The sequence below is a fragment of the Kitasatospora sp. NPDC038210 genome, assembly GCF_055600605.1.
Genome location: NZ_JBVJYK010000007.1, coordinates 236,221 through 255,386 on the forward strand (window position 1 = coordinate 236,221; position 19,166 = coordinate 255,386).

The following is a 19,166-nucleotide window of genomic DNA, read 5'->3' on the forward strand; positions in this document are numbered from 1 at the left end:
CCCGTGTCCCAGCTCTCCCCGGTGCTCAAGCAGGCCACCCCGGTCGTCGCCGTGCGCGGCGAGGGCCTCCACCTCTACGACGCCGAGGGCCGCCGGTACCTCGACTTCACCTCCGGCGTGGGGGTGACCAGCACCGGCCACTGCCACCCGAGGGTGGTGGAGGCCGTCCGCGAGCAGGCCGGCCGGCTGATCCACGGCCAGTACACCACCGTGCTGCACGACCGGCTGCTGACCCTCACCGAGCGGCTCGGCGAGGTGCTGCCGCCCGGCCTGGACTCGCTGTTCTACGCCACGGCCGGCACCGAGGCGGTGGAGGCGGCGCTGCGGCTCGCCCGGCACGCCACCGGGCGGCAGAACGTCATCGTGTTCGAGGGGTCCTTCCACGGCCGCACGATGGGCGCGGCCTCGCTCACCACGGCCGGCACCCGGTTCCGGGCTGGCATCGGCCCGCTGGTGCCCGGGGTCGCGGTGGCGCCCTTCCCGGCGGCCTTCCGCCTCGGCCTGTCCGAGGAGGAGGCGGTGCGGTACGCGCTGCGCGGACTGGACGAGGTGTTGGCCACCGTGTCCGCGCCCGCCGAGACGGCGGCGATGTTCGTCGAGCCGGTGCTCGGCGAGGGCGGCTACGTCCCCGCCCCGCCCGGCTTCCTCGCGGGGCTGCGCGAGCGCGCCGACCGGCACGGCATCCTGCTGGTGGTGGACGAGGTGCAGACCGGCTTCGGCCGCACCGGCCGGTTCTGGGCCCACGGGTACGAGGAGGGCGTCCGCCCCGATGTGCTGGTCACCGCCAAGGGCCTGGCCAGCGGCTTCCCGCTGTCCGCGATCGCCGCGCCCGCCGGGCTGATGGGCCGTGCGTGGCCGGGCTCGCAGGGCGGCACGTACGGCGGGAACCCGGTGGCCTGCGCGGCCGCCCTGGCGACCCTGGACGTGCTGCGCGAGGAGCGGCTGGTCGAGAACGCGGCCGCGCAGGGCGCGCGACTGCTGGCCGGGCTGCGGAGGGTCGCCGCCGAGGCGCCCGGGATCGCCGACGTCCGGGGGCTCGGGCTGATGGCCGCGAGCGAGTTCTGCCACCCGGACGGCGCGCCGGACCCGGAGGCCGCCCGGCGCGCCCAACAGGCCGCCGCCGAGCACGGGTTGCTGCTGTTGCTCTGCGGGATCCACCTCAACGTGGTCCGGATGATCCCCGCGCTGGTGGTCACCGCCGGGCAGATCGACGAGGCGCTGGAGCTCTGGGCGAAGGCCGTCGCGGCCGGACGCCGACAGGAAGGGGAACCATGGACGCGGTGACGGAAATCGGCTGGAGCAGCCTGGAGTTGGAGGCCCGGCGGGAGCTCTGGTCGCTCCCGCTGGGGGAGGAGGAGCGGCGGCTGCTGTGGGCCGACGCGCGGGCCGGGCGGTGGGGTGCGGCGGAGCCGGTGCGCGCCCGGCTGCGGGACTTCGTCCGGGACGCCGTCGACTCCGTCGGCGTGACCCACGTCAGCGGCCTGGTGGACCCGGCGCGCCCGGAGGAGGAGATCACCGGGGTGCTCTCCTTCCTGCTGCGGGACTACGGCCGGATCGTCCCGCAGAACGGGCGCGGCGACCTCACCTCGGTGCTGCGTGACCAGGACGGCGACGGCAACACCGAACTCGGCTTCCACTGCGACACCTGTGACCTCCTCGTCCTGCTCTGCCTGCGTCCCGCCTTCGACGGCGGCGGGTTGACCAAGCTGGCGAGCGCACGGCACGTCCACGACCTGATCGAGCGGGAGCGCCCGGACGCGCTGGCCACGCTCTGCGAGGACTGGACCTTCGACCGGACCGGCCGGGCGGGCCCGCAGCTGGTGGTCACCCCGATCCTCTACCACCGGAAGGAGGGGACGGTCGGCTGCTACTACCAGACCCGCACCGTCCGTTCCTCCCCGGACCGCGGCGGACCCGAGTTGACGGACCGTCAGTGGGAGGCGCTGGGCGTACTGGACGAGGTGCTGTACCGGCCGGAGATCGCCTTCGGCCTGCCGATGGCCGCCGGTGACCTGCTGATCATCCGCAACAGCCGGGTGCTGCACGGGCGTTCGCCGTTCGTCGACGAACCCGGCCGGTACGCCCGGCGGATGCTGCGGATCTGGGTGAACGAGGGGGAGGAATGGGCGCGTTGACCGCACCGCACGGCCGGGTGGCGATCGTCACCGGCGGGGGCAGCGGGCTCGGCCGGGCCTCGGTGCTGGCCCTGCTGGAGGCCGGCTGGACCGTCGCCGTGGCCGGGCGGCGCAAGGAAGCCCTGGAGGACACCGCCGCCCTGGCCGGCGAGGCCGCCGCGCGGGTGCTGCCCGTCCCGACCGACATCCGCAGCCCCGCGGAGGTCGCCCGGCTCTTCGACACCGTCCGGGACCGGTACGGCCGCGTGGATCTGCTGTTCAACAACGCGGGCGCCGCCGCCCCGCGCCGGCCGATCACCGAGACCCCGTTCGAGGACTGGAACCGGGTGCTGGACACCATCGTCACCGGCGGTTTCCTCTGTGCGCGCGAGGCCTTCCGGGTGATGAGCACCCAGTCCCCGCAGGGCGGGCGGATCATCAACAACGGCGCGCCCTCGGCCCACGTGCCGCGCCCCAACTCCATCGCGTACACGGCCGCCAAGCACGCCGTCCTCGGCCTCACCAAGGTGCTCGCCCTGGACGGCCGCCCGTACGGCATCTCCTGCGGACAGATCGACGTCGGCAACGTCAGCCCCGTCGACGGCGGGCCGCAGCCGGCCGCGCTGCAGGCCGACGGGACGATGGCCGTCGAGGCGACCATCCCGGTGGACCGCTTCACCGAGGCGCTGGTCCTGATGGCCTCCCAGCCGCCGGACACCACCATCCAGTCCCTGGTCGTGCTGCCGGCCACCATGCCGTTCGTCGGGAGGGGGTGAGCCGTGCTGGTCAGCGCGCGGTCCTTCGACGAGTACCGGGCGATGTTCGCGCTCACCGACCGCGACCTGGAGCAGCGCATCCTGGACTGCCCGGCCGGCGCGGCGAGCTTCGTCGCCGGGGCCGGCCGGCGGGGCGTCGACGCCGTCGCGGTGGACCGCCAGTACGCCCACCACCGCGAGGAGTTGGGCCTGCTGGTGGAGAGGGAGACCGGCTTCAAGCGCGACCTGCTGGCCGAGGAGACCGCCGGCTGCGTGTGGTCGTGGTACGCCGACGTGGACGACCTGGTCGCCCAGTGGATCGCCAACGCCCGGGAGTTCCGGGCCGACATCGGCGCCCGCCCGGACCGCTACGTCGCCGGCTCGCTGCCCGAACTCCCCTTCGGTGACGGCGCGTTCGACCTGGTACTCAGCTCGCACCTGCTGTTCGCGTACGGCAACCGGCTGGACGAGGACTTCCACCGGGCGGCCCTGCTGGAACTCGCACGGGTGGCGCGCCGGGAGGTCCGGCTGTTCCCGTTGGTGGTGTACGACACCGGAGTGCGCTACCCGCGGTTGGCGGCGCTGCGGCGGGAGCTGGCGGCCCTCGGGGTGCCGAGCCGGGTGGAGCGGGTGGCGTACGAGTTCCGGCCGGGGAACGACGAGATGCTGGTGCTCTCCTCCGACGGCTACCGGGCTCCGGCACGACCGCCGAGGTCGGTCACCGCCGAGGACCGGGTGCGCTGGCGCCACCGGGAGGGACCGGCCGGGCCCTGAACGCCGGAGGCCGGTCGGGGCGACGTGGTGTCGCTCCGACCGGCCTGCGGTGGTGTGGCGGTGGGACGGTGCGTGCCTCAGTGTGCGGAGGCGGCGGTCTCCGGGGTGCTCTCCGGGTCGCCCACCGAGGGTGGGCTGGCCGGGTACTTGAGGAACGGCACGAGGTAGACCGCGACGAGTGCGGCGCCGGACAGCAGGGCCGCCGTGGCGCGCGGGGAGAAGCGGCCGGTGCGGCCGAGGGCGAAGCAGTAGGCGAGCGCGGCGATGCCGCCTAGGGCGATGCCGTAGAGGAGGATGCCGTGCGCGTGATGCTCGGCGCCCCGGCGATCGGGGACGGGGCGCGCGCCCGGTGGAATCCTCGCTGCGAACGGGATCTGACGCCCCCGAACGTCGGCGTCTGCCCCCGGGGCGTCCGTGCGGCGCCCGCGGCCACCGGCCCTCGGGCGCCGCACGGCCCTGCCGGGAGGTCAGTTGACGTACACCGCAGGGCCGCCCGCCTGGGTGGTGTCGGTGACCGGACCGTACGTCGCGGAGAAGTACCCGTCGGCGGGGCAGAGCGCCGAGCCGCCGCTCTTGGCGAAGTGCTCGCTGCGGAACGCCAGGCTGTGCGCGGAGTTGTCGGCGTTGCCCGAGAAGGCGCCGCTGAGCTGGTAGGTGCACGTGATGGTGCCGAACCAGCTGTTGAGCACGGCGGTGGCCTGGATCGCCCCGGCCGAGCCGCCGAGGGTGACCGGGAGCCCCGGGCCGTCCGAGACGGTGATGCCGTACGGGAGGTTGCCGACGGTCAGGCTGCGCACCGAGGTGACGCCGGTGACGTTGCTGGTGCACGAGCCGAAGGTCAGCCCGGTCAGCGATCCGGTGGCCGAGCCGGGAGCCGTCGGGTTGGTCAGCACCTTCCCGGCCAGCTGCGAGACGGCACAGGTGACACCGGTGGTGCTGGTGGCGGTCGAGTAGAAGGTGGCGACGGTGCCCCCGGCGAGCGGCGCGGCGAGCGCGTCGCCGGGTGCGACGGCGGAGCCGCCCGCGCTGCCGGCGGTGAGCACCGGGACGGCGGCGGCGGGCGCGGGTGCCGCGGACGCGGGTGCGACGACCACGGCGAGCGCGGTGGTGGCGGCGAGGGCCGCGACGGCGGCGGCGGGGACGGCAAGGCGACGGCTGAAACGCATGGGCGGAGCCTCTTCCTCGGTGAGGGGCGGGAAGGCGACCTTTCGCGGCTCCCGGGCGGTGGGGGACCGGGGCTCACGACGTTCTACGACTGGTTCTAGGGCCGTGACCGTGCGCCGTCAAGGCGATGGACGGAACTTGCTGACTATTCGTCAACAAGGGCTCGGCTCCCGGCCGGCTTCCGCTTCGCTCTCGGCCCGCTCCCGGCCTGCGACAATGCGGGCATGGCTGAGCACGACCACGACGGCGACCGGGGATACCTGCTGGACAACCGGCAGTCACAGGCGGGCGTCCGCTTCGGCGCGCTCGCCGAAATCTTCGACCCGGTGACCTTCCGGCACGTCGACGCGATCGGGATCGGCCCCGGCATGCGCTGCTGGGAGGTCGGGGCCGGCGGCCCCTCCGTCCCGCTCGGACTCGCCGAACGCGTCGGCCCGACCGGCGCGGTGGTCGCGACCGACATCGACGTCTCCTGGACCGCCCCCGCGGCGGGCGGCGTCATCGAGGTGCTGACCCACGACGTCGCCGCCGACCCGCCACCGCCCGGCGGGTTCGACCTCGTGCACGCCCGGCTGGTCCTGGTGCACGTGGCCGACCGCGCCGAAGCCCTGCGCCGGATGGTCCAGGCCCTGCGCCCCGGCGGCCGGCTGCTCCTGGAGGACGCCGACCCCGCCCTGCAGCCACTGCTCTGCCCCGACGAGTCGGGCCCCGACGAGCGCCTGGCCAACCGGCTCCGATCCGGCTTCCGCACCCTGATGGCCGGCCGGGGCGCCGACCTCGCGTACGGGCGGACGCTGCCCCGGGTGCTGCGCGAGGCCGGCCTGGTCGACGTGCAGGCCGACGCGTACTTCCCGATCACCTCACCGGCCTGCGCCGTCCTGGAGGACGCGACGGTCCGGCAGATCCGCCGGCTGCTGGTGGGGGAGGGCCTCGCCACGGACGAGGAGATCGACCGCCACCTGGCCAACGTCGCCTCCGGCCGGCTCGACCTGGCCACCGCTCCGATGATCTCCGCCTGGGCGCGCCGCCCGTAGAGCCGTGACCGCCGCCGTGACCGCCGGTGCGGCCGGCTCGGTGCGGTGCGGCTCGGTGCGGCTCGGTGCGCTGCGGCGGGGATGGTGCCCGCCCGTAGAGTACGGGCCGTGCCCCTCACCGCCGACCCCTCCCGCGCCGAACTCGCGGCCCTGTTCGCCGATGTCCGCGGCTCCGCCGAGCGGCTCGTCGCCGGCCTGGACGGTCTGACCGACCGGCAGGCACGCGAACCGTCCGCGCTGGCCGGCTGGAGCCGGGCCCACGTCATCACCCATCTCGCGCGCAGCGCCGACGCGTACCGCCGGCTGCTGGCGACGGCCCGGACCGGCGTCGAACCCGGGCCGCGGGCGGACGCGGCCGCGCTGGACCGCGCACTGCGTGCGGGGGCCGAGCGCGGTGCGGCCGAGCTCCTCGCGGACCTCCGGTGCAGTCTGGACGGGCTGTTCGACGAGGCGGCGGCCGTTCCCGTCGACCGCTGGACCGCGCTGGTGTCGGCCCTCGCGGGGTGGCGGCACCCCGCCTGGTTCACCCTCCACCGCGCCCGGCGCGAACTCGAAACCCACCACGTCGACCTCGACCTCGGCCGGACCACGGCCGACTGGCCCGCCGGTTACGTCGCCTGGGCGCTCGACGCGACCGCCGCCACCCTGGCCGCGCGGGACTTCCCGGTCGCCCGGCTGGAGGCCACCGACCTCGGCCGGGCCTGGACCCTCGCCGCCACCGGCGCCACCGTCCGGGGCCCTGGGCACCGCCTCCTCGCCTGGCTCGCCGGTCGCGGGCCGGCTCCGCAGCCGCACGGCGGCCGGCTGCCGGCGCCGCCGTCGTGGCCGCTGCCGCCGGTGCCGGGCTGGGGGTGAGCGCCGGAGCCGACCTCGGGCACGTCCGGCTCGCCCGGCACCTCCTCCCCGCCCGGCTCGCCGGTCGCGGCCGGGCCCGGAGTTCCACCGGGTCCCGGGGTTCCACCGGGTCCCGGAACTCCACCGGGCCCTGGACGGCCGTCGGGCCTCGGAACTCCACCGGGCCGTGGAAGTCCACCCCGCCCCGGAGCTCCACCCGGACCGTCCGCCGCCCTGAAGGCCCGCGCCGGTCCGGGCACCGGCACTCGACCGTCGGCCAGTTGCACAACGGCAACACGGTTTCGTCCGGCGGCGGCCCCTCCCCGTACACCTCGACGTCGGGTGGCCACACCTGGGAGACGGTCAACTGGACCGGCGGCACCTCCCGGGTGGACGGCGAACACCCGCCCTTCGCGGCTGCACCGCGCTCCGGCCCACCCACCGCGGGGCGACCGCCACCGACAGCCGTCCGCCACCGACAGGGGTGGTGGCGGACGGCCGGTGGGCCGGGGGAGAATCCCGTGGCATGACGTCAGGTGGCACCACCTCCGGTGGCCCGGCGCCCGCCGGGGCGACCCGCCGTGGCCCGGCACCCGGTGGTCCGGCCCGACGCCCGACGCTGGTCGTCGTCAGCGGACCGCCCGGGGCGGGCAAGACCACGTTGGCGCACGCCCTGGCCGATGAACTCGGGTGGCCGGCGGTCTGCCGGGACGAGCTCAAGGAGCGGATGCTCGCCGACGGCGCCGATCCGGGTGCGGACCCGGGCACGGGCCCCGACCCGCTCCCGGACCCGGCCCCGGACCTGGACCTGGACCGCAGGACGCTGGACCTGGACCTGGACCGCAGGACGCTGGACGCGTTCTTCCGCACGATCGGCGGACTGCTCGCGACGGGGACGAGCCTGGTGGCGGAGGCCGCCTACCAGGACCGCCTGTGGCGTCCGGGCCTGGAACCGCTCGCGGACCTGGCCGCCATCCGCGTCGTCCGCTGCGCCGTCGACCCCGGGCTCGCCCGTCGCCGCATCGAGCGTCGGGCCGCCGAGCTGCCCTCGCGGGCCGCGCACGCGGACGCCGCGTTCCTGCGCCGCATCGAGGCGGGGGAGCGGCCGATCGAGTCCTGGGTGCCGATCGCTCTCGACGTCCCCCGGCTGGTGGTGGACAGCACGGAGGGCTGGCAACCGCCGCTGGCCCGGATCGTCGCCTTCGCCTCGGCGGACGCCTAGCCGACCGTCGGCGACGGCCCCCGCCGGAGTTACCCTCGGCGGTATGGACGCGTCGGAAGCCACCGCGCGGGAGGCGCCGGAGAACCCGGCGGGCCTCGCACGCCCCGCAGATCCCGCCGACCTCGCGGGCCTCGTCCGGTTGCTGGACCGGCGCGGCGCGGTGGTGCTCAGCGGCGCCGGCCTGTCCACCGAGTCCGGCATCCCCGACTACCGCGGCGCCACCGGCCGCCGCCGCAGCGGCACCCCGATGACCTACCAGGAGTTCACCGGCAGCGAGGCCGCCCGGCGCCGCTACTGGGCCCGCAGCCACACCGGCTGGCCGGCGTTCGCCCGGGCCCGGCCGAACGCCGGCCACCACGCGGTGGAACGGCTCCGCCGCTCGGGGCACGTCGCGGCGGTCATCACCCAGAACGTCGACGGACTCCACCACGCGGCCGGCACCCGTGAGGCCGTGGAACTGCACGGCGGGCTCGACCGGGTGGTCTGCCTCGACTGCCGACGCACCAGCTCCCGGGCCGACCTCGACCGCCGCCTCGACGAGCTGAACCGGGGCTTCCGCCGCCCCGGTGCGGTGCTGCGCCCGGACGGCGACGCGCAGCTGTCTCCGGAGCTGGTGGCGGGCTTCCGTGTCGCGCCCTGTGCGGACTGCGGCGGCGTGCTCAAACCGGATGTGGTCTTCTTCGGCGAGAACGTGCCCGCCGCCCGGGTCGACCACTGCTACGAACTGGTCGACACCGCGCGCTCGTTGGTGGTCCTCGGCTCCTCGCTGGCGGTCCTGTCGGGCCTGCGCTTCGTCCGCCGTGCCGCCCGGGCGCACCTGCCCGTCGCCATCGTCAACCAGGGCCCCACCCGCGGCGACGACCTGGCCGCGTTCCGCCTCGACCTCCCCCTGGGGCCGGCCATGACCGAGGCCGCCCGCCTCCTGGGCTCCGGCTGAGGCCCGGGCGCCGACCGCTTCGGGCCGGTGCCCCGGCCGCAGGCGGAGCCGACGCCCGACACCCGACGCCGGCCCGCCGCACCGCCGGCCGCCCGCGTCAGCCCGCCGGCTGCCAGGGCCGCCCGGGCACCCACAGTGGGACGGGCCCGCCGCGCGGCATGGCGCGCGCCGCGTCCTGCTCCAGCCACCCGCACACCCGCCCCGGATCGCCCTCGCACAGCTCGACCAGCGCGGCCGCGGCGATCCGGGTGCAGCCCAGTACCAGCGCGAGGGTGTCCTGGCGCCGGTGCCGCTCCCGTACGTACGCCTCGATCCGCTCCTCGATCCGCCGCTGCCCGACGCGTTGCTCGACGGGCTCCTCGACGTGCTCCTCGAAGTGCCGGCCATGGGGCGTTCCGTCCGGTCCGTCCGGCCTGTCCGGCCCGTCCCCGGCGGCCAGGGCCTGGACGCCGTGCCACACCAGGGTCAGCGCGCAGGGCTCGGCCGGGTGCGCCACGTCGTCCCGCTGTGCCTGTTCGCGGGCCTCCGCCGACCGCTGCCCCAGCCACTCCAGGGCCGCCGACTCGTCCCCCGCGCAGGACTCGACGACCAGCTTCGCCGCCCGTCCGGCGAGCGCCCGCAGCACCGCCGCCGCCGGGACCCGCAGCCCGGGCGCCGCCGGGTCGCCGAACGCCAGCCAGGCGTCCGCGAACGAGGCCGCCCGCAGACCGCCCACCCAGGCCGGCGCCCCGCCCGCCGAGCCCAGCCACTCCTGCGCGCCCAGCCGGACCAGTCCGACGGCGACCAGGTTGGCCGCGTCCCCGTCGAGTCCCGACGGCCGTCCGTTGCGCCTCACACACACCACCCCCACCAGCGGTCATCACCCCGTGAGCGCACATCCCATCACACCGGGACGGGAACGAACTAGACAGGGCCACGTCACATTTCGGGGCGGGCTCCGGACGCCGGGGCGCGCCAGGCCGCGCTGGCGGGACGACCGACCGGGGGATGTTGCCGCGGGTGCGGCGGCCGGTCACGCGTGAGGCGCAGTCAGGAGTGTTCTGCTGGCGGGCAGGCGACCGTCGCCGACCCCGTCGATCAAGGAGAGAGCATGCCCCACCTGTTCGGACCGGCCCGGCGCACACCCCGTACGGGCCGGGCCGCCGGCCTCGTCTCCGCAGCCTGTGCGGCCCTCGCGCTGCTGGCCGTGACCCCGGCCGTCGCCGTCGCGCCCCCGCTGTCCGACCCCCGGATCATCGCCCACTTCGACCTCGCCCAGGGGCAGCAGCCCGAGAACATCGCCCTCGAACCGGACGGCTCCGCCGACCTCACCCTGTCGTTCGCCCGGCAGATCGGCCGGGTCGACACCGGCGGCCACCTCACCGTCCTCGCCACCCTGCCCGCCCCCGCGAACCCGGCCACCCCGATCATCGGCGCCGCGATCGTCACCGGCATCGCCCGGGCCCACGACGGCACCCTCTACTTCGGCTACGCCACCGGCACCGACGACCTCCAGGGGATCTGGCGGCTCTGCCCCGGCGGCACCCCCGAGCGGATCGCCGCGCTGCCCGCGACCGGCTTCCCCAACGGCCTCGCCCTCGATGCGCACGAGCGCCGCCTCTTCACCGCCGACTCGGTGCTCGGCGTCGTCTACGCCGTCCCGGCGGACGGCGGCACCGCCACGACCTGGTCCGACGACGCCCTGCTCAAGCCGGTGACCGCGTTCGGCGCCAACGGTCTCAAGGTGCACCGCGGCGCCGTCTGGGTCGGCAACACGGACTCCGGTGACGTGCTGCGCATCCCCATCGGCGACGAGGGCGCGGCCCGGCCGGCCGAGGTCCGCGCGAGCGGGCTCGCGGGCATCGACGACTTCGCCTTCACCGGGCGCGGCGACGCCCTGATCGCGGCCATGAACGCGGCCAACGAGGCGGTGTACGTCGCGGCGGACGGCAGCCACCACGCCGTCCTCACCGCCGGCGACGGCCTGTCCAACCCGACCTCGGTGGCGGTGCGCGGCGGCACGGTCTACGTCCCCAGTGCGGCCTACTTCACCCGCACCGACCCCAACCTGCTGCTCGCCGACCTGCGGCGCTGACCGGCCCCGTTCGGTCCCGTTCGGTCCCGCCCGGCTCCGTGCTTCGGTGCGGTGGCCGGGCGTGGTCCGTTCCGGGGTGGTCAGGCCGTCCGGCCGGCAGCCTCGGACCGGTCGTCGGCGCCCGCCCGGTCGACTAGGACGCCGAACCGGCCCCCGCACCCGGTGCCGCCGAGGTCGACGCCCTCATCGACGAACTCGGCTGGGAGGTCTCCCAACACGCCCCCTTCCGCGCGGCCCTCGGCGAGACCCTCGAAGCCCTCCGTTCCCTCGGTGAGGAGATCTCCCACGACGCCCTCCTCGCCCTGCGCCGGCCGGCCCAGGAACACGAGTCGGCCCGCCGCACCACCTGAGCCGGGGGCCGGGGGTGGTCCGGCTCGCGGGTGCGGTCCGGCGGGGCGGGGCGGCGGGGTGGGTGTCCGGGCGTCGGGCGGGGGGCGACGGCGTGCCAGGCGGAGGTGCGGGCGGTCGGGGTCGTACCGTCGGGCCATGCTCATCGGCCTGCTCTCCGCCCTCGTGGCCGCGCTGCTCACCGGCTCGGCCACCGTGCTGCAGGCGGTCGGCGCCCGGCGCGCCGGCGGGGCGGATTCGGGGGCGGGTGAGGCTGCGGCACTGGCCGGGGCGCTGCGGCAGTGGCCGTTCCTGGTGGGCGTGGGGATGGACATGTGCGGCTTCGCCGCCGAGCTCGTCGCCCTGGAGCGGCTTCCGCTCTACGTGGTCGAGGCGGCGCTGGCCTCCGCGCTCGCGGTGACGGCCGTCGGGGCGGCCCGCGTGCTGCGGGTACGGCTGCGACGCAGCGAGTGGGCCGGGGTGGCGGCGGTCTGTACGGGGCTGTTGCTGCTGGCGCTCACCGCCGGGCGGGACGGCCACGGCACCGGCGACGACGCGCTGCGGCTGGGGGTGCTGCTGGTCTCGGTGGCCCTGGTCGGCGCGGGCTGGGTGGTGGTGCGGTACGGCGGTGCCCGTCGTGCCCCGCTGCTGGGGCTGGTGGCGGGCCTTCAGTTCGGGGTGGTCGGGGTGGCGGTGCGGGTGCTGCCGGAGCCGCGGCTGCCGCAGTTGCTGGTCGAACCCTCGGCGTACGCGGTCGCGGTGGCGGGGATCGGCGGGTTCGCCGCGCTGACCTGGGCGATGCAGCACGGGTCGGTGACGGCCGCGACGGCGGCGATGGTGCTGGGGGAGACGGTGGGCCCGGCGGTGGTGGGGGTGCTCGTCCTCGGCGACCACACCCGGCACGACCTGGCTCCGGTCGCCGTCCTGGGTTTCCTGGCCGCGGTCGCCGGTGCACTGACCCTGGCCCGCTTCGGCGACGCCGAACAGCCCGCCGTGACGGCCTGAGGCCGGGCGGGGCGCCGTTCGGCGCGGTCGAGCCGGGCGGGCTCCGGCGGGCAGCCGGACACCGCTCGCCGAACGGGTCGGCGAGCGGTGTCCGGTGCGGCGGGTGTCGTCAGGCGCCAACGGTGCCGCCGGCCGTCAGGCACCGTCGGTCGCCAGGTGCCGTCGGCCGTCAGGCTGGTCAGGCCCGCCGGGCGTCAGTTGTCGTCGGTGGCCGAGTCGTTGTCGGCCTGGGCGGCCGCGCTCTCGGCGGCGTCGAGCTTGTGCTGCATGTCCTGGACCTGGGCGCTGTCGGCGGCGCCGGGGGCCGGATGCCCGGACGGGCCGCAGGCCGTGAGCAGGGCGACCCCGGCGAGGGCGAGGGCAGCGAGGAGGGCGGACGGGCGGCGGGTCACTTGGACGCGCCCTGGTCGTGCGCGCCGCACCAGGTGGCGACGGCGGTGAGGTCCTTCTGCCGGGTCTGCAGGGTGGTGACCAGGCCCTTGCGAGCGGTGAGGCGGTCGTTGAGGAGGGTCTGGATCTCGGTGTGCCCGGCGGCCTTGGCGTTGTCGGCCCGCTGCTGCAGGCGGGCGACCGAACCGGGCACGGTGGCGTCGCCGTTCAGCCGGGTGAGCGCCTTGGTGACGTGCTGCTCGGTCTTCGGCAGCCGCTTGCAGATGGCCTTCGCGCCGTCACCGGTGGGCGTGGAGGCGGCGGACGCGGCGGCGGTGGGCGAGCCGCCCGCCCCGTCCGCCTGGGCGGGTGCGGTGGCGAGCAGCGAGCCGGCGAGGGCGAGCGCGCCGAGGGCGGCGGCCCGGCGGCCGGTGACCCTGCGGCGGACGGGCATGACGGACGTACGGATGGCGGACATGGGCGTCCCTTTCTGCCGTGGACGGTCTCGGAGACCGGGCCGGTGGGTGCGGGCCCGGTCCGGCCCGGTCGCCGGGAGCGTAGGACGGCTTCTTGTGGATTCCCTGTGGAACGGGGGCCGGGGCGGCGGAGGGCCTCAGCGCTCCTCGCCCGCGATCCAGTCCCGCCGTACCGGGAGCCGCAGGGTCGGCGTGTCGGTGTCCGGCATGGGCAGGCGGACCTCCATCCGGCACCCCGTCCCGCCGGGCGGCTCGCCGATCCGCACGGTGCCCCGGTGCAGCGCGGCCTGCTGGGCGACCAGGGTGAGCCCGAGCCCCGAACCCGGACTGTCCCGCCGGCGGTGGAAGCGGTGGAAGACCGCCTCGCGCTCGGCCGGCGGGATGCCGGGCCCGGTGTCGTCGACGGTGAGCAGGGCGACCCTGCCGGCCGGGACCAGCCGGACCGTCACCCGGGCCGGCTCGGTCCGCTGCGGCCCGCCGCGACCGTGCACGGCGGCGTTGACCAGCAGATTGACGAGCATGATCCGCAGGCCGGGTTCCCATCCGAACACCCTGAGCTCCGAGGGGAGTTCGACGGTGATGTCGGCTTCCGGACGCCGTCGCCGGGCGTCGGCGGCGGCCGCGTCGGTGAGGTCGGCGAGGTCGACCGGGCCGAAGGAGTCGACCTCGACGAGGTCGCCGCGTGCGAGCGTGCCGAGCGCGGTGAGCAGGTCCAGCAGTCGGGCGTGGTCGTCGCGCAACTCGGCGACGATCTCCGCCCGTTCGCCGGTCGGGAGGTCCTGGTGGGCGGCCAGGACGTCCAGGTTGGTGCCCAGGCTCATCAGCGGGGTCCGCAGCTCGTGCGAGGCGGCGGCCGAGAAGGAGCGCGCGGTCTCCAGCGCCTGGGCGGTGCGCAGGGCCTGTTCGTCGTAGCGGGCGAGCAACAGGGCGAGGGCGGCGGCGAGTTCGTCCACCTCGGCGGTGCCGCTGCGCTCCGCGGTGAAGGGGGCACCGCCCGTGCCGTCCTCGGTGCCGAGCGTCCGGGGCGCCGCCGGGTCGAGCTCCGTCGCGCGGCGGCTGAGCCGGCGCAGCGGTGCGGTGGCGCGCTCGGCGAGGGCGAAGCCGATCAGGGCGGAGAGCGGCGCGGCGACCGCCGCCACGAGCAGGACCCGTCGGCGGACCGTCGCCGTCTGGTTGCCGGCCAGGCTGCCGGGTTCGCTGACCCAGAGGGTGCCGCTGCCGCCGTTCGCCCCGCCGCCGGAGACGTGGACGGTCAGCACCCGCCACGCCGCGCCGTGGTCGTGGACGGTGGCCGGCCCGCCCGGTGTGCCGGGGAAGGCCCGGTCGTCGGCGGGCTGCGGGCCGACCGACAGCAGCACGGTGCCGTCCTGCGCGGTGACCCGCACGCCCGAGTCCAGGGCGGCGTCCACGACCTTGCGCTGCTGGTTCTGTTCGACCTTGGGCCGGCCGCGGGTGTCGGCGGCGACCAGTGCGCGCACGCTCGGCAGGACGGCGGTGGCCCGGTCGGCCAGCCGGGCGTCCTGCTGGTGGCGCAGGTCCCGGCCGACCAGCGGCAGCAGCAGGAGTCCGGCCAGCACCACCAGCAGCGGCACCACGGCGGCGGCCCACAGGGCGATCCGGGTGGAGAGCTTCACGGCGGCCGCTACCCGTTCGCGCCGGGCAGGCGCAGCACGAAGCCGACGCCCCGGACGGTGTGGATCAGCCGGGGCCGGCCGTCGGCCTCCAGCTTGCGCCGCAGGTAGCTGACGAAGGTGTCCACGGCGTCGCTGCGCACCTCGAAGTCGTACCCCCAGACCCGTTCCAGCAGCAGCTCGCGGGAGAGCACGATGCCCTGGTTCCGGGCGAGCTGGGTGAGCAGCTCGAACTCCCGCCGGGTGAGCCGGAGTTCGCGTCCGTCGAGGCGGGCCTCCCGGGTGGCCGGGTCGATCGCCAGCGGCCCGGCCAGCACGCGGTCGGTGGGCAGCGGCGGGCGGCGGCGCAGCAGGGCGCGCAGCCGGAGCACCAACTCCTCCAGGGCGAAGGGCTTCACCAGGTAGTCGTCCGCCCCGGCCTGGAGCCCGGCCACCCGGTCGGCGGGTTCGTCCAGCGCCGAGAGCATCAGGACCGGGACGTCGTCGCCCCGGGCGCGCAGGGTCCGGCAGACCTCGGCGCCGCTGAGGCCGGGCATCGAGACGTCGAGCACCAGGACGTCCGTCGCGGCGGGCGGCGGGGCGTCCGGGTCGGCGGGCAGCAGACGGGCGAGCGCCGTCTCGCCGTCCTCGGCCAGCGCGACGGTGAACCCGCTCAGTCGCAGGCCGCGTTCCAGGGTGCGCCGGATCGCCGCGTCGTCGTCCACCACCAGGACCCGGCCGCCGCCGGCGGGGCCGTCGCCGCCCGCGGACCCGTTCCCGTTCATCGGCTCCTCCTCGTGTTCGGCCGCCGACTCTCTCACACCTCCGGATTCCGGTCTCCGCGGGGGCCGCGAGGACGTGTGCATGCCCGGCGGGGATCGGGGCACGCGGTCACCACGGGCCGCCGCCGGGCGTGGCGGGGCCGGGGAGGACGAGGAGGAGCGATGGGACGGATCGAGGAGTCGGTCGAGGTGCTGGCCCCGCTGGCCACGGTGTACGAGCAGTGGATCCGGTGCGAGGAGTTCCCGCACTTCATGCGCGGCGTGGTGAGCGTCGACCGGGACGCCCCGGGCAGCAGCAGCTGGGTGGTGAGTACGGCGGCCGGCCGGCGCGGGTTCGAGGCGGTGACCACGGAGGTGGTCGAGGGCGAGCGGGTGGCCTGGGACGGCGGGGACGGGTCGGTGAAGCACTCCGGCGTGGTCACCTTCCACCAGGTGGACGACCGGACCACCCGGGTGATGCTCCAGCTGGAGGTCGAGCCGCACGGGCTCTGGGAGCACCTGGCCGGCGCGCTCGGTTTCGTCGACCGGCGGGTCATCGACGACCTGGCCGACTTCAAGCGCCACGTCGAGGCCAGCGCCGGGCCGCCGGTCGACTGAGCCTCCGTCGGGGCGCTTCCCGTGGACCGACACGCGGGCGGGTTCGCGCAACGGCCCACCGGGACGGGAGACTCGTCACGACGTGCACGCGAGAGCGGAGGTACGGGGACGAGGGCGCGGAACGCCGGGCGCGGCGCGGCACGGCACGGAACGCACGGCACGGTACGGCGGCGCCCGGCACGGCACGGAACGCACGGCACGGTACGGCGGCGCCCGGGGCGCCGCGACGAACGCCCGAGGAAGGGGACCCGCTCGATGGAACGTCTCACCGCCCGGATCGGCATGCGGCTGATGACCGGCGACGAACACAGCCGGGACCTGGACGTCGACTGGTCCTACCGGCCCGACGACCCCTACGCGATAGACCTGGACTTCAGCGCCTTCCAGGCGGGCACGGTGTGGACGATCTCGCGCGACCTGCTGACCGCCGGCATCCACGCGCCCGTGGGCGAGGGCGACGTCCACGTCGCACCCTTCGACGACACCCGCCTGCTCATCGCGCTGGCCGGGAGCGAGGGCGTCGCCCTGCTCGCGACCTCCGCCGCGGAGGTCGACCGGTTCGTGGGTGCCACGGCCGAGCTCGTGCCGGCGGGCTCGGAGCACACCCGGATCGACTGGGGCGACGGCCTGGAGGACCTGTTGACCTCCTGACGTGGCTGCCCCCTGACCCCCTGACCCCCTGGCCTGCTGGCCTGCTGTCCGCCCGTCGGCCGGGCGGTTACGCGCCGGCGAGCCGGTCGAGGAGGGTGAGGGCGTCCTCGACGGAGCCGGCCGGGTCGACGACGGGGTAGAGGACGCCCCGTACGGTGCGGGTGGCGTCGAGGACGAGGGTGAGCCGCTTGAGCCGGTCCACGCCGGCGGCCCGGAAGGTGGGCAGGCGCAGCGTGGCGGCCAACTGCAGCTCGGCGTCGGAGAGCAGCGGGAACGGGATGCGCGCGTGCTCGGCGAACGCGGCCAGTTGGTCGGGGCGTTGGGTGCTGACGCCGTAGACGCCGGCGTCGCGGGCGGTGAACTCGGCCATCCGGTCGCGGTAGGTGCTGGACTCCAGGGTGCAGCCGGCGGCGCCGGGAATGGTGCCCCAGCCGGGCGGGTAGTCGTGGCCGCCGGGCGGGTAGGCGCCGGGGTAGCAGTAGAGCACCGTCCAGGCGGCGCCGGCCGCGACCGGGTCGACGGGCTCGCCGGCGGCGGAGGCGAGTTCCAGCGGTGGCAGCCGGTGGCCGGCCAGGGCGTGGACGCGGCGGGTCTCGGCGGAGTCGGCGGGGCTGGTGGCCGAGAGTGATCCGTCGCCCAGGACGTAGCGCCCGCCCCAGTCCTGCAGGGCGACCAGGACGGGCAGCAGGCCGCGGCCGGTCGCCGTCAGGTGGTACTCGTAGCGCGGCGGGTGCGGGTGGTAGAGCCGCTTCTCCAGGATCCCGTCCTCGACGAGCGCCTTGAGCCGTTCGGTGAGCACCCGGCGGCTGATCCCGAGCGCGGTGCGCAGGCCGTCGAAGTGGTGGGTGCCGCCGGCGATGTCCCTGATCAGCAGCAGGGTCCAGGTGTCGCCGACCACGGTCAGGGCCTGGGAGATCGCGCAGTCGGGGTCAGCCGCTTCGGTGTGCCGCATGAGTATCGATTATAGTGAGTTCCAAAATGAGACTCACTCGCCGGACTGCTCGCCGGCGCACCCGCCGGATCGGCCTGCCGGAACGGCGCACGGGGGCGGTCGCGGCGGGAGCGGCGGACGGGAAGGGGTGGACGTGGCGACGCGCACAGCGGTTGCGACGGGACGCGGGACGGAACGGGGGAGCGGGCACGGGCCGGAGGAGGGCAGTCGGCGCGGGGCGGAACGCGAGGGCGGGGCGGGGGTGTTCTGGCGCTACTGGAGCGCCTCGACCGTCAGCCGTTTCGGGGACGAAGTCACCCGGGTGGCCCTGCCGCTGATCGCCGTCGTCACCCTGCACGCCACGGCGCTGCAGGTCGGTCTGATCACCGGAGCGGCCTACGTCGCCTGGCTGCTGGTCGGACTGCCGGCCGGCGTCCTGGTCCACCGGCTGCCGCTGCGCGGCACGCAGGTCGCGATGGACCTGGTCCGCGCGGCGGCCGTGGCCTCGGTGCCGCTGGCGGCCGCCTTCGGGGTACTCGGGCTGCCGCAGCTCGTGGCGGTGGCACTGGTCATCGGCCTCGCCAGCGTGGTCTTCGACGTCGGCAACTCCACCTTCCTGCCCTCGATCGTCGCCAAGGAACAGCTGACCGCCCGCAACAGCCTGCTCTCCGGCACCTCCGCCGCGACCGAGCTGGCCGGCCCCTCGCTCGGTGGCGTGCTGGTCCAACTCCTCGGCGGTGCCGCCTCGATGGTGCTGGACACGGTCAGCTACCTGGCCTCGGCCGTGCTGCTGGGCAGCCTGCCCCGCGCGGAACAGCCGACCGCACGGACCCCCGGGGCGGGCATGCGCGAGCAGATCCGCGAGGGCTGGCGCTACGTCACCCGGCACCCGGTCATCGGGCCGTGCGCCGCCGACGCCACCGCCGTCAACTTCGTCTGCGGCGGCCTGATGACCCTCACCCCGGTGTTCCTGGTCCGCACCCTCGACGCGCCGGTCGCCGCAGTGGGCGCCCTGATGGCCACCGGTGGGCTGGGCAGCCTGCTCGGCGCCGCCGTCACGCCCCGTCTGGTCGCCCGGATCGGCAGCGGCGGCGCACTGCGGTGGGCGGCGCTGTTCGCCGCGCTGTTCGCCTTCCTCCTCCCGGCGGCCGGCTCCGGCTGGGCGACGCTGGTCTTCGCCGTCGGCAACGCCGGCTTCTCGGCGGGCGTCGTGGTCACCAGCATCGTCACCCGCACCCACCGTCAGACCCAGACCCCGCCCGACCTGCTCCCCAGGGTGATGGCCACCGTCCGCTTCGTCTCCTGGGGAGCCATCCCCGTCGGCGCCCTCGCCGCCGGTGCCGCCTCCACCGCCTGGGGCCCCCGCACCGCTCTGCTCCTGCTGGCGGTCGCCAGCCTGGCCAGCCCCGCGATCCTCATGGCCGGCCCGATCCGCCGGCTGCGCGAACTTGCCTGACACGGCGGGCGGATGCGCCGGGGCGGCCGGGGGACGGGGGTCTCCGGCGGCCCC

The 19,166-nt window shown here is 76.0% G+C and carries 21 protein-coding genes and 1 pseudogene; 13 read left to right on the forward strand and 9 right to left on the reverse strand.

The window, feature by feature from the left end:
• Positions 1-3: 3 nt before the first annotated feature.
• From ACZ7KX_RS17280 to ACZ7KX_RS17295, 4 genes are read left to right on the forward strand one after another with little or no spacing between them, the layout of a single operon-like run.
• Positions 4-1,284, forward strand: coding sequence for an aspartate aminotransferase family protein (locus ACZ7KX_RS17280; RefSeq protein ID WP_470327267.1), 1,281 nt, complete (start codon positions 4-6; stop codon positions 1,282-1,284).
• Positions 1,272-2,135 carry a TauD/TfdA family dioxygenase gene (locus tag ACZ7KX_RS17285; RefSeq protein WP_470327139.1) on the forward strand — a complete coding sequence of 288 codons (864 nt, stop codon included), beginning with the start codon at positions 1,272-1,274 and terminating at the stop codon, positions 2,133-2,135. Before ACZ7KX_RS17280 ends, ACZ7KX_RS17285 begins: the two co-directional genes overlap by 13 nt.
• Positions 2,123-2,890 (forward strand): SDR family oxidoreductase, encoded by a 768-nt coding sequence (locus tag ACZ7KX_RS17290; RefSeq protein ID WP_470327140.1) that lies wholly within the window; start codon positions 2,123-2,125, stop codon positions 2,888-2,890. The genes ACZ7KX_RS17285 and ACZ7KX_RS17290 overlap by 13 nt, the downstream gene beginning before the upstream one ends.
• 3 nt (positions 2,891-2,893) lie before the next feature.
• Positions 2,894-3,643: a class I SAM-dependent methyltransferase gene (locus tag ACZ7KX_RS17295; RefSeq protein ID WP_470327141.1), complete on the forward strand. Its 750-nt coding sequence runs from the start codon at positions 2,894-2,896 to the stop codon at positions 3,641-3,643.
• A 107-nt stretch (positions 3,644-3,750) separates the two neighbouring features.
• Here the strand turns inward: ACZ7KX_RS17295 and ACZ7KX_RS17300 are convergent.
• Both ACZ7KX_RS17300 and ACZ7KX_RS17305 read right to left on the reverse strand, forming a co-directional pair.
• A pseudogene (locus ACZ7KX_RS17300) lies at positions 3,751-3,948 on the reverse strand (CbtA family protein); the annotation flags it as partial.
• Between the two features lie 162 nt (positions 3,949-4,110).
• On the reverse strand, positions 4,111-4,809 hold the full coding sequence (locus ACZ7KX_RS17305) for a Tat pathway signal sequence domain protein (RefSeq protein ID WP_470327142.1): 699 nt from the start codon (positions 4,807-4,809) through the stop codon (positions 4,111-4,113).
• A gap of 222 nt (positions 4,810-5,031) precedes the next feature.
• Here ACZ7KX_RS17305 and ACZ7KX_RS17310 point away from each other — a divergent pair, with 222 nt between their 5' ends.
• From ACZ7KX_RS17310 to ACZ7KX_RS17325, 4 genes are all read left to right on the forward strand, one after another.
• Entirely contained in the window at positions 5,032-5,841 is an 810-nt protein-coding gene (locus ACZ7KX_RS17310; RefSeq protein ID WP_396546003.1) for a methyltransferase domain-containing protein, read from the forward strand.
• Positions 5,842-5,949: 108 nt separating this feature from the next.
• A complete protein-coding gene (locus tag ACZ7KX_RS17315; protein ID WP_470327143.1) occupies positions 5,950-6,696 on the forward strand; it encodes a maleylpyruvate isomerase family mycothiol-dependent enzyme in 747 nt (248 codons plus the stop codon).
• A 505-nt stretch (positions 6,697-7,201) separates the two neighbouring features.
• Positions 7,202-7,897, forward strand: coding sequence for a P-loop nucleotide/nucleoside kinase family protein (locus ACZ7KX_RS17320; RefSeq protein WP_470327144.1), 696 nt, complete (start codon positions 7,202-7,204; stop codon positions 7,895-7,897).
• A 43-nt stretch (positions 7,898-7,940) separates the two neighbouring features.
• Positions 7,941-8,834 carry an NAD-dependent protein deacetylase gene (locus ACZ7KX_RS17325; protein WP_470327145.1) on the forward strand — a complete coding sequence of 298 codons (894 nt, stop codon included), beginning with the start codon at positions 7,941-7,943 and terminating at the stop codon, positions 8,832-8,834.
• Positions 8,835-8,931: 97 nt separating this feature from the next.
• Here the strand turns inward: ACZ7KX_RS17325 and ACZ7KX_RS17330 are convergent, their stop codons facing one another.
• Positions 8,932-9,669: a hypothetical protein gene (locus tag ACZ7KX_RS17330; RefSeq protein ID WP_470327146.1), complete on the reverse strand. Its 738-nt coding sequence runs from the start codon at positions 9,667-9,669 to the stop codon at positions 8,932-8,934.
• Between the two features lie 255 nt (positions 9,670-9,924).
• Here ACZ7KX_RS17330 and ACZ7KX_RS17335 point away from each other — a divergent pair, with 255 nt between their 5' ends.
• Positions 9,925-10,908: an SMP-30/gluconolactonase/LRE family protein gene (locus tag ACZ7KX_RS17335; RefSeq protein ID WP_470327147.1), complete on the forward strand. Its 984-nt coding sequence runs from the start codon at positions 9,925-9,927 to the stop codon at positions 10,906-10,908.
• Positions 10,909-10,988: 80 nt separating this feature from the next.
• Here the strand turns inward: ACZ7KX_RS17335 and ACZ7KX_RS17340 are convergent, their stop codons facing one another.
• A complete protein-coding gene (locus ACZ7KX_RS17340) occupies positions 10,989-11,195 on the reverse strand; it encodes a hypothetical protein (RefSeq protein ID WP_470327148.1) in 207 nt (68 codons plus the stop codon).
• A gap of 199 nt (positions 11,196-11,394) precedes the next feature.
• Between ACZ7KX_RS17340 and ACZ7KX_RS17345 the strand changes: the two genes are divergently transcribed.
• The gene (locus ACZ7KX_RS17345; protein ID WP_470327149.1) at positions 11,395-12,240 is read left to right on the forward strand and encodes a hypothetical protein; all 846 of its coding nucleotides are present in this window, start codon (positions 11,395-11,397) and stop codon (positions 12,238-12,240) included.
• 194 nt (positions 12,241-12,434) lie between these two features.
• Here the strand turns inward: ACZ7KX_RS17345 and ACZ7KX_RS17350 are convergent, their stop codons facing one another.
• The 4 genes from ACZ7KX_RS17350 to ACZ7KX_RS17365 form a co-directional block, all read right to left on the reverse strand.
• The gene (locus ACZ7KX_RS17350) at positions 12,435-12,632 is read right to left on the reverse strand and encodes a hypothetical protein (protein WP_350525802.1); all 198 of its coding nucleotides are present in this window, start codon (positions 12,630-12,632) and stop codon (positions 12,435-12,437) included.
• Positions 12,629-13,087, reverse strand: coding sequence for a hypothetical protein (locus ACZ7KX_RS17355; protein WP_470327150.1), 459 nt, complete (start codon positions 13,085-13,087; stop codon positions 12,629-12,631). Before ACZ7KX_RS17355 ends, ACZ7KX_RS17350 begins: the two co-directional genes overlap by 4 nt.
• A gap of 135 nt (positions 13,088-13,222) precedes the next feature.
• Positions 13,223-14,719 (reverse strand): sensor histidine kinase, encoded by a 1,497-nt coding sequence (locus ACZ7KX_RS17360; RefSeq protein WP_470327151.1) that lies wholly within the window; start codon positions 14,717-14,719, stop codon positions 13,223-13,225.
• An 8-nt stretch (positions 14,720-14,727) separates the two neighbouring features.
• Positions 14,728-15,480 (reverse strand): response regulator transcription factor, encoded by a 753-nt coding sequence (locus ACZ7KX_RS17365; RefSeq protein ID WP_470327152.1) that lies wholly within the window; start codon positions 15,478-15,480, stop codon positions 14,728-14,730.
• A 159-nt stretch (positions 15,481-15,639) separates the two neighbouring features.
• Here ACZ7KX_RS17365 and ACZ7KX_RS17370 point away from each other — a divergent pair, with 159 nt between their 5' ends.
• Both ACZ7KX_RS17370 and ACZ7KX_RS17375 read left to right on the forward strand, forming a co-directional pair.
• Positions 15,640-16,074 carry an SRPBCC family protein gene (locus ACZ7KX_RS17370; protein WP_350525806.1) on the forward strand — a complete coding sequence of 145 codons (435 nt, stop codon included), beginning with the start codon at positions 15,640-15,642 and terminating at the stop codon, positions 16,072-16,074.
• Between the two features lie 255 nt (positions 16,075-16,329).
• Entirely contained in the window at positions 16,330-16,725 is a 396-nt protein-coding gene (locus tag ACZ7KX_RS17375) for an SsgA family sporulation/cell division regulator (RefSeq protein ID WP_350525807.1), read from the forward strand.
• A 67-nt stretch (positions 16,726-16,792) separates the two neighbouring features.
• Here ACZ7KX_RS17375 and ACZ7KX_RS17380 read toward each other — a convergent pair whose 3' ends face one another.
• A complete protein-coding gene (locus ACZ7KX_RS17380; protein WP_470327153.1) occupies positions 16,793-17,677 on the reverse strand; it encodes a winged helix-turn-helix transcriptional regulator in 885 nt (294 codons plus the stop codon).
• A 133-nt stretch (positions 17,678-17,810) separates the two neighbouring features.
• Between ACZ7KX_RS17380 and ACZ7KX_RS17385 the strand changes: the two genes are divergently transcribed.
• Positions 17,811-19,112 carry an MFS transporter gene (locus ACZ7KX_RS17385; RefSeq protein WP_470327154.1) on the forward strand — a complete coding sequence of 434 codons (1,302 nt, stop codon included), beginning with the start codon at positions 17,811-17,813 and terminating at the stop codon, positions 19,110-19,112.
• The last annotated feature ends 54 nt before the right edge of the window (positions 19,113-19,166 follow it).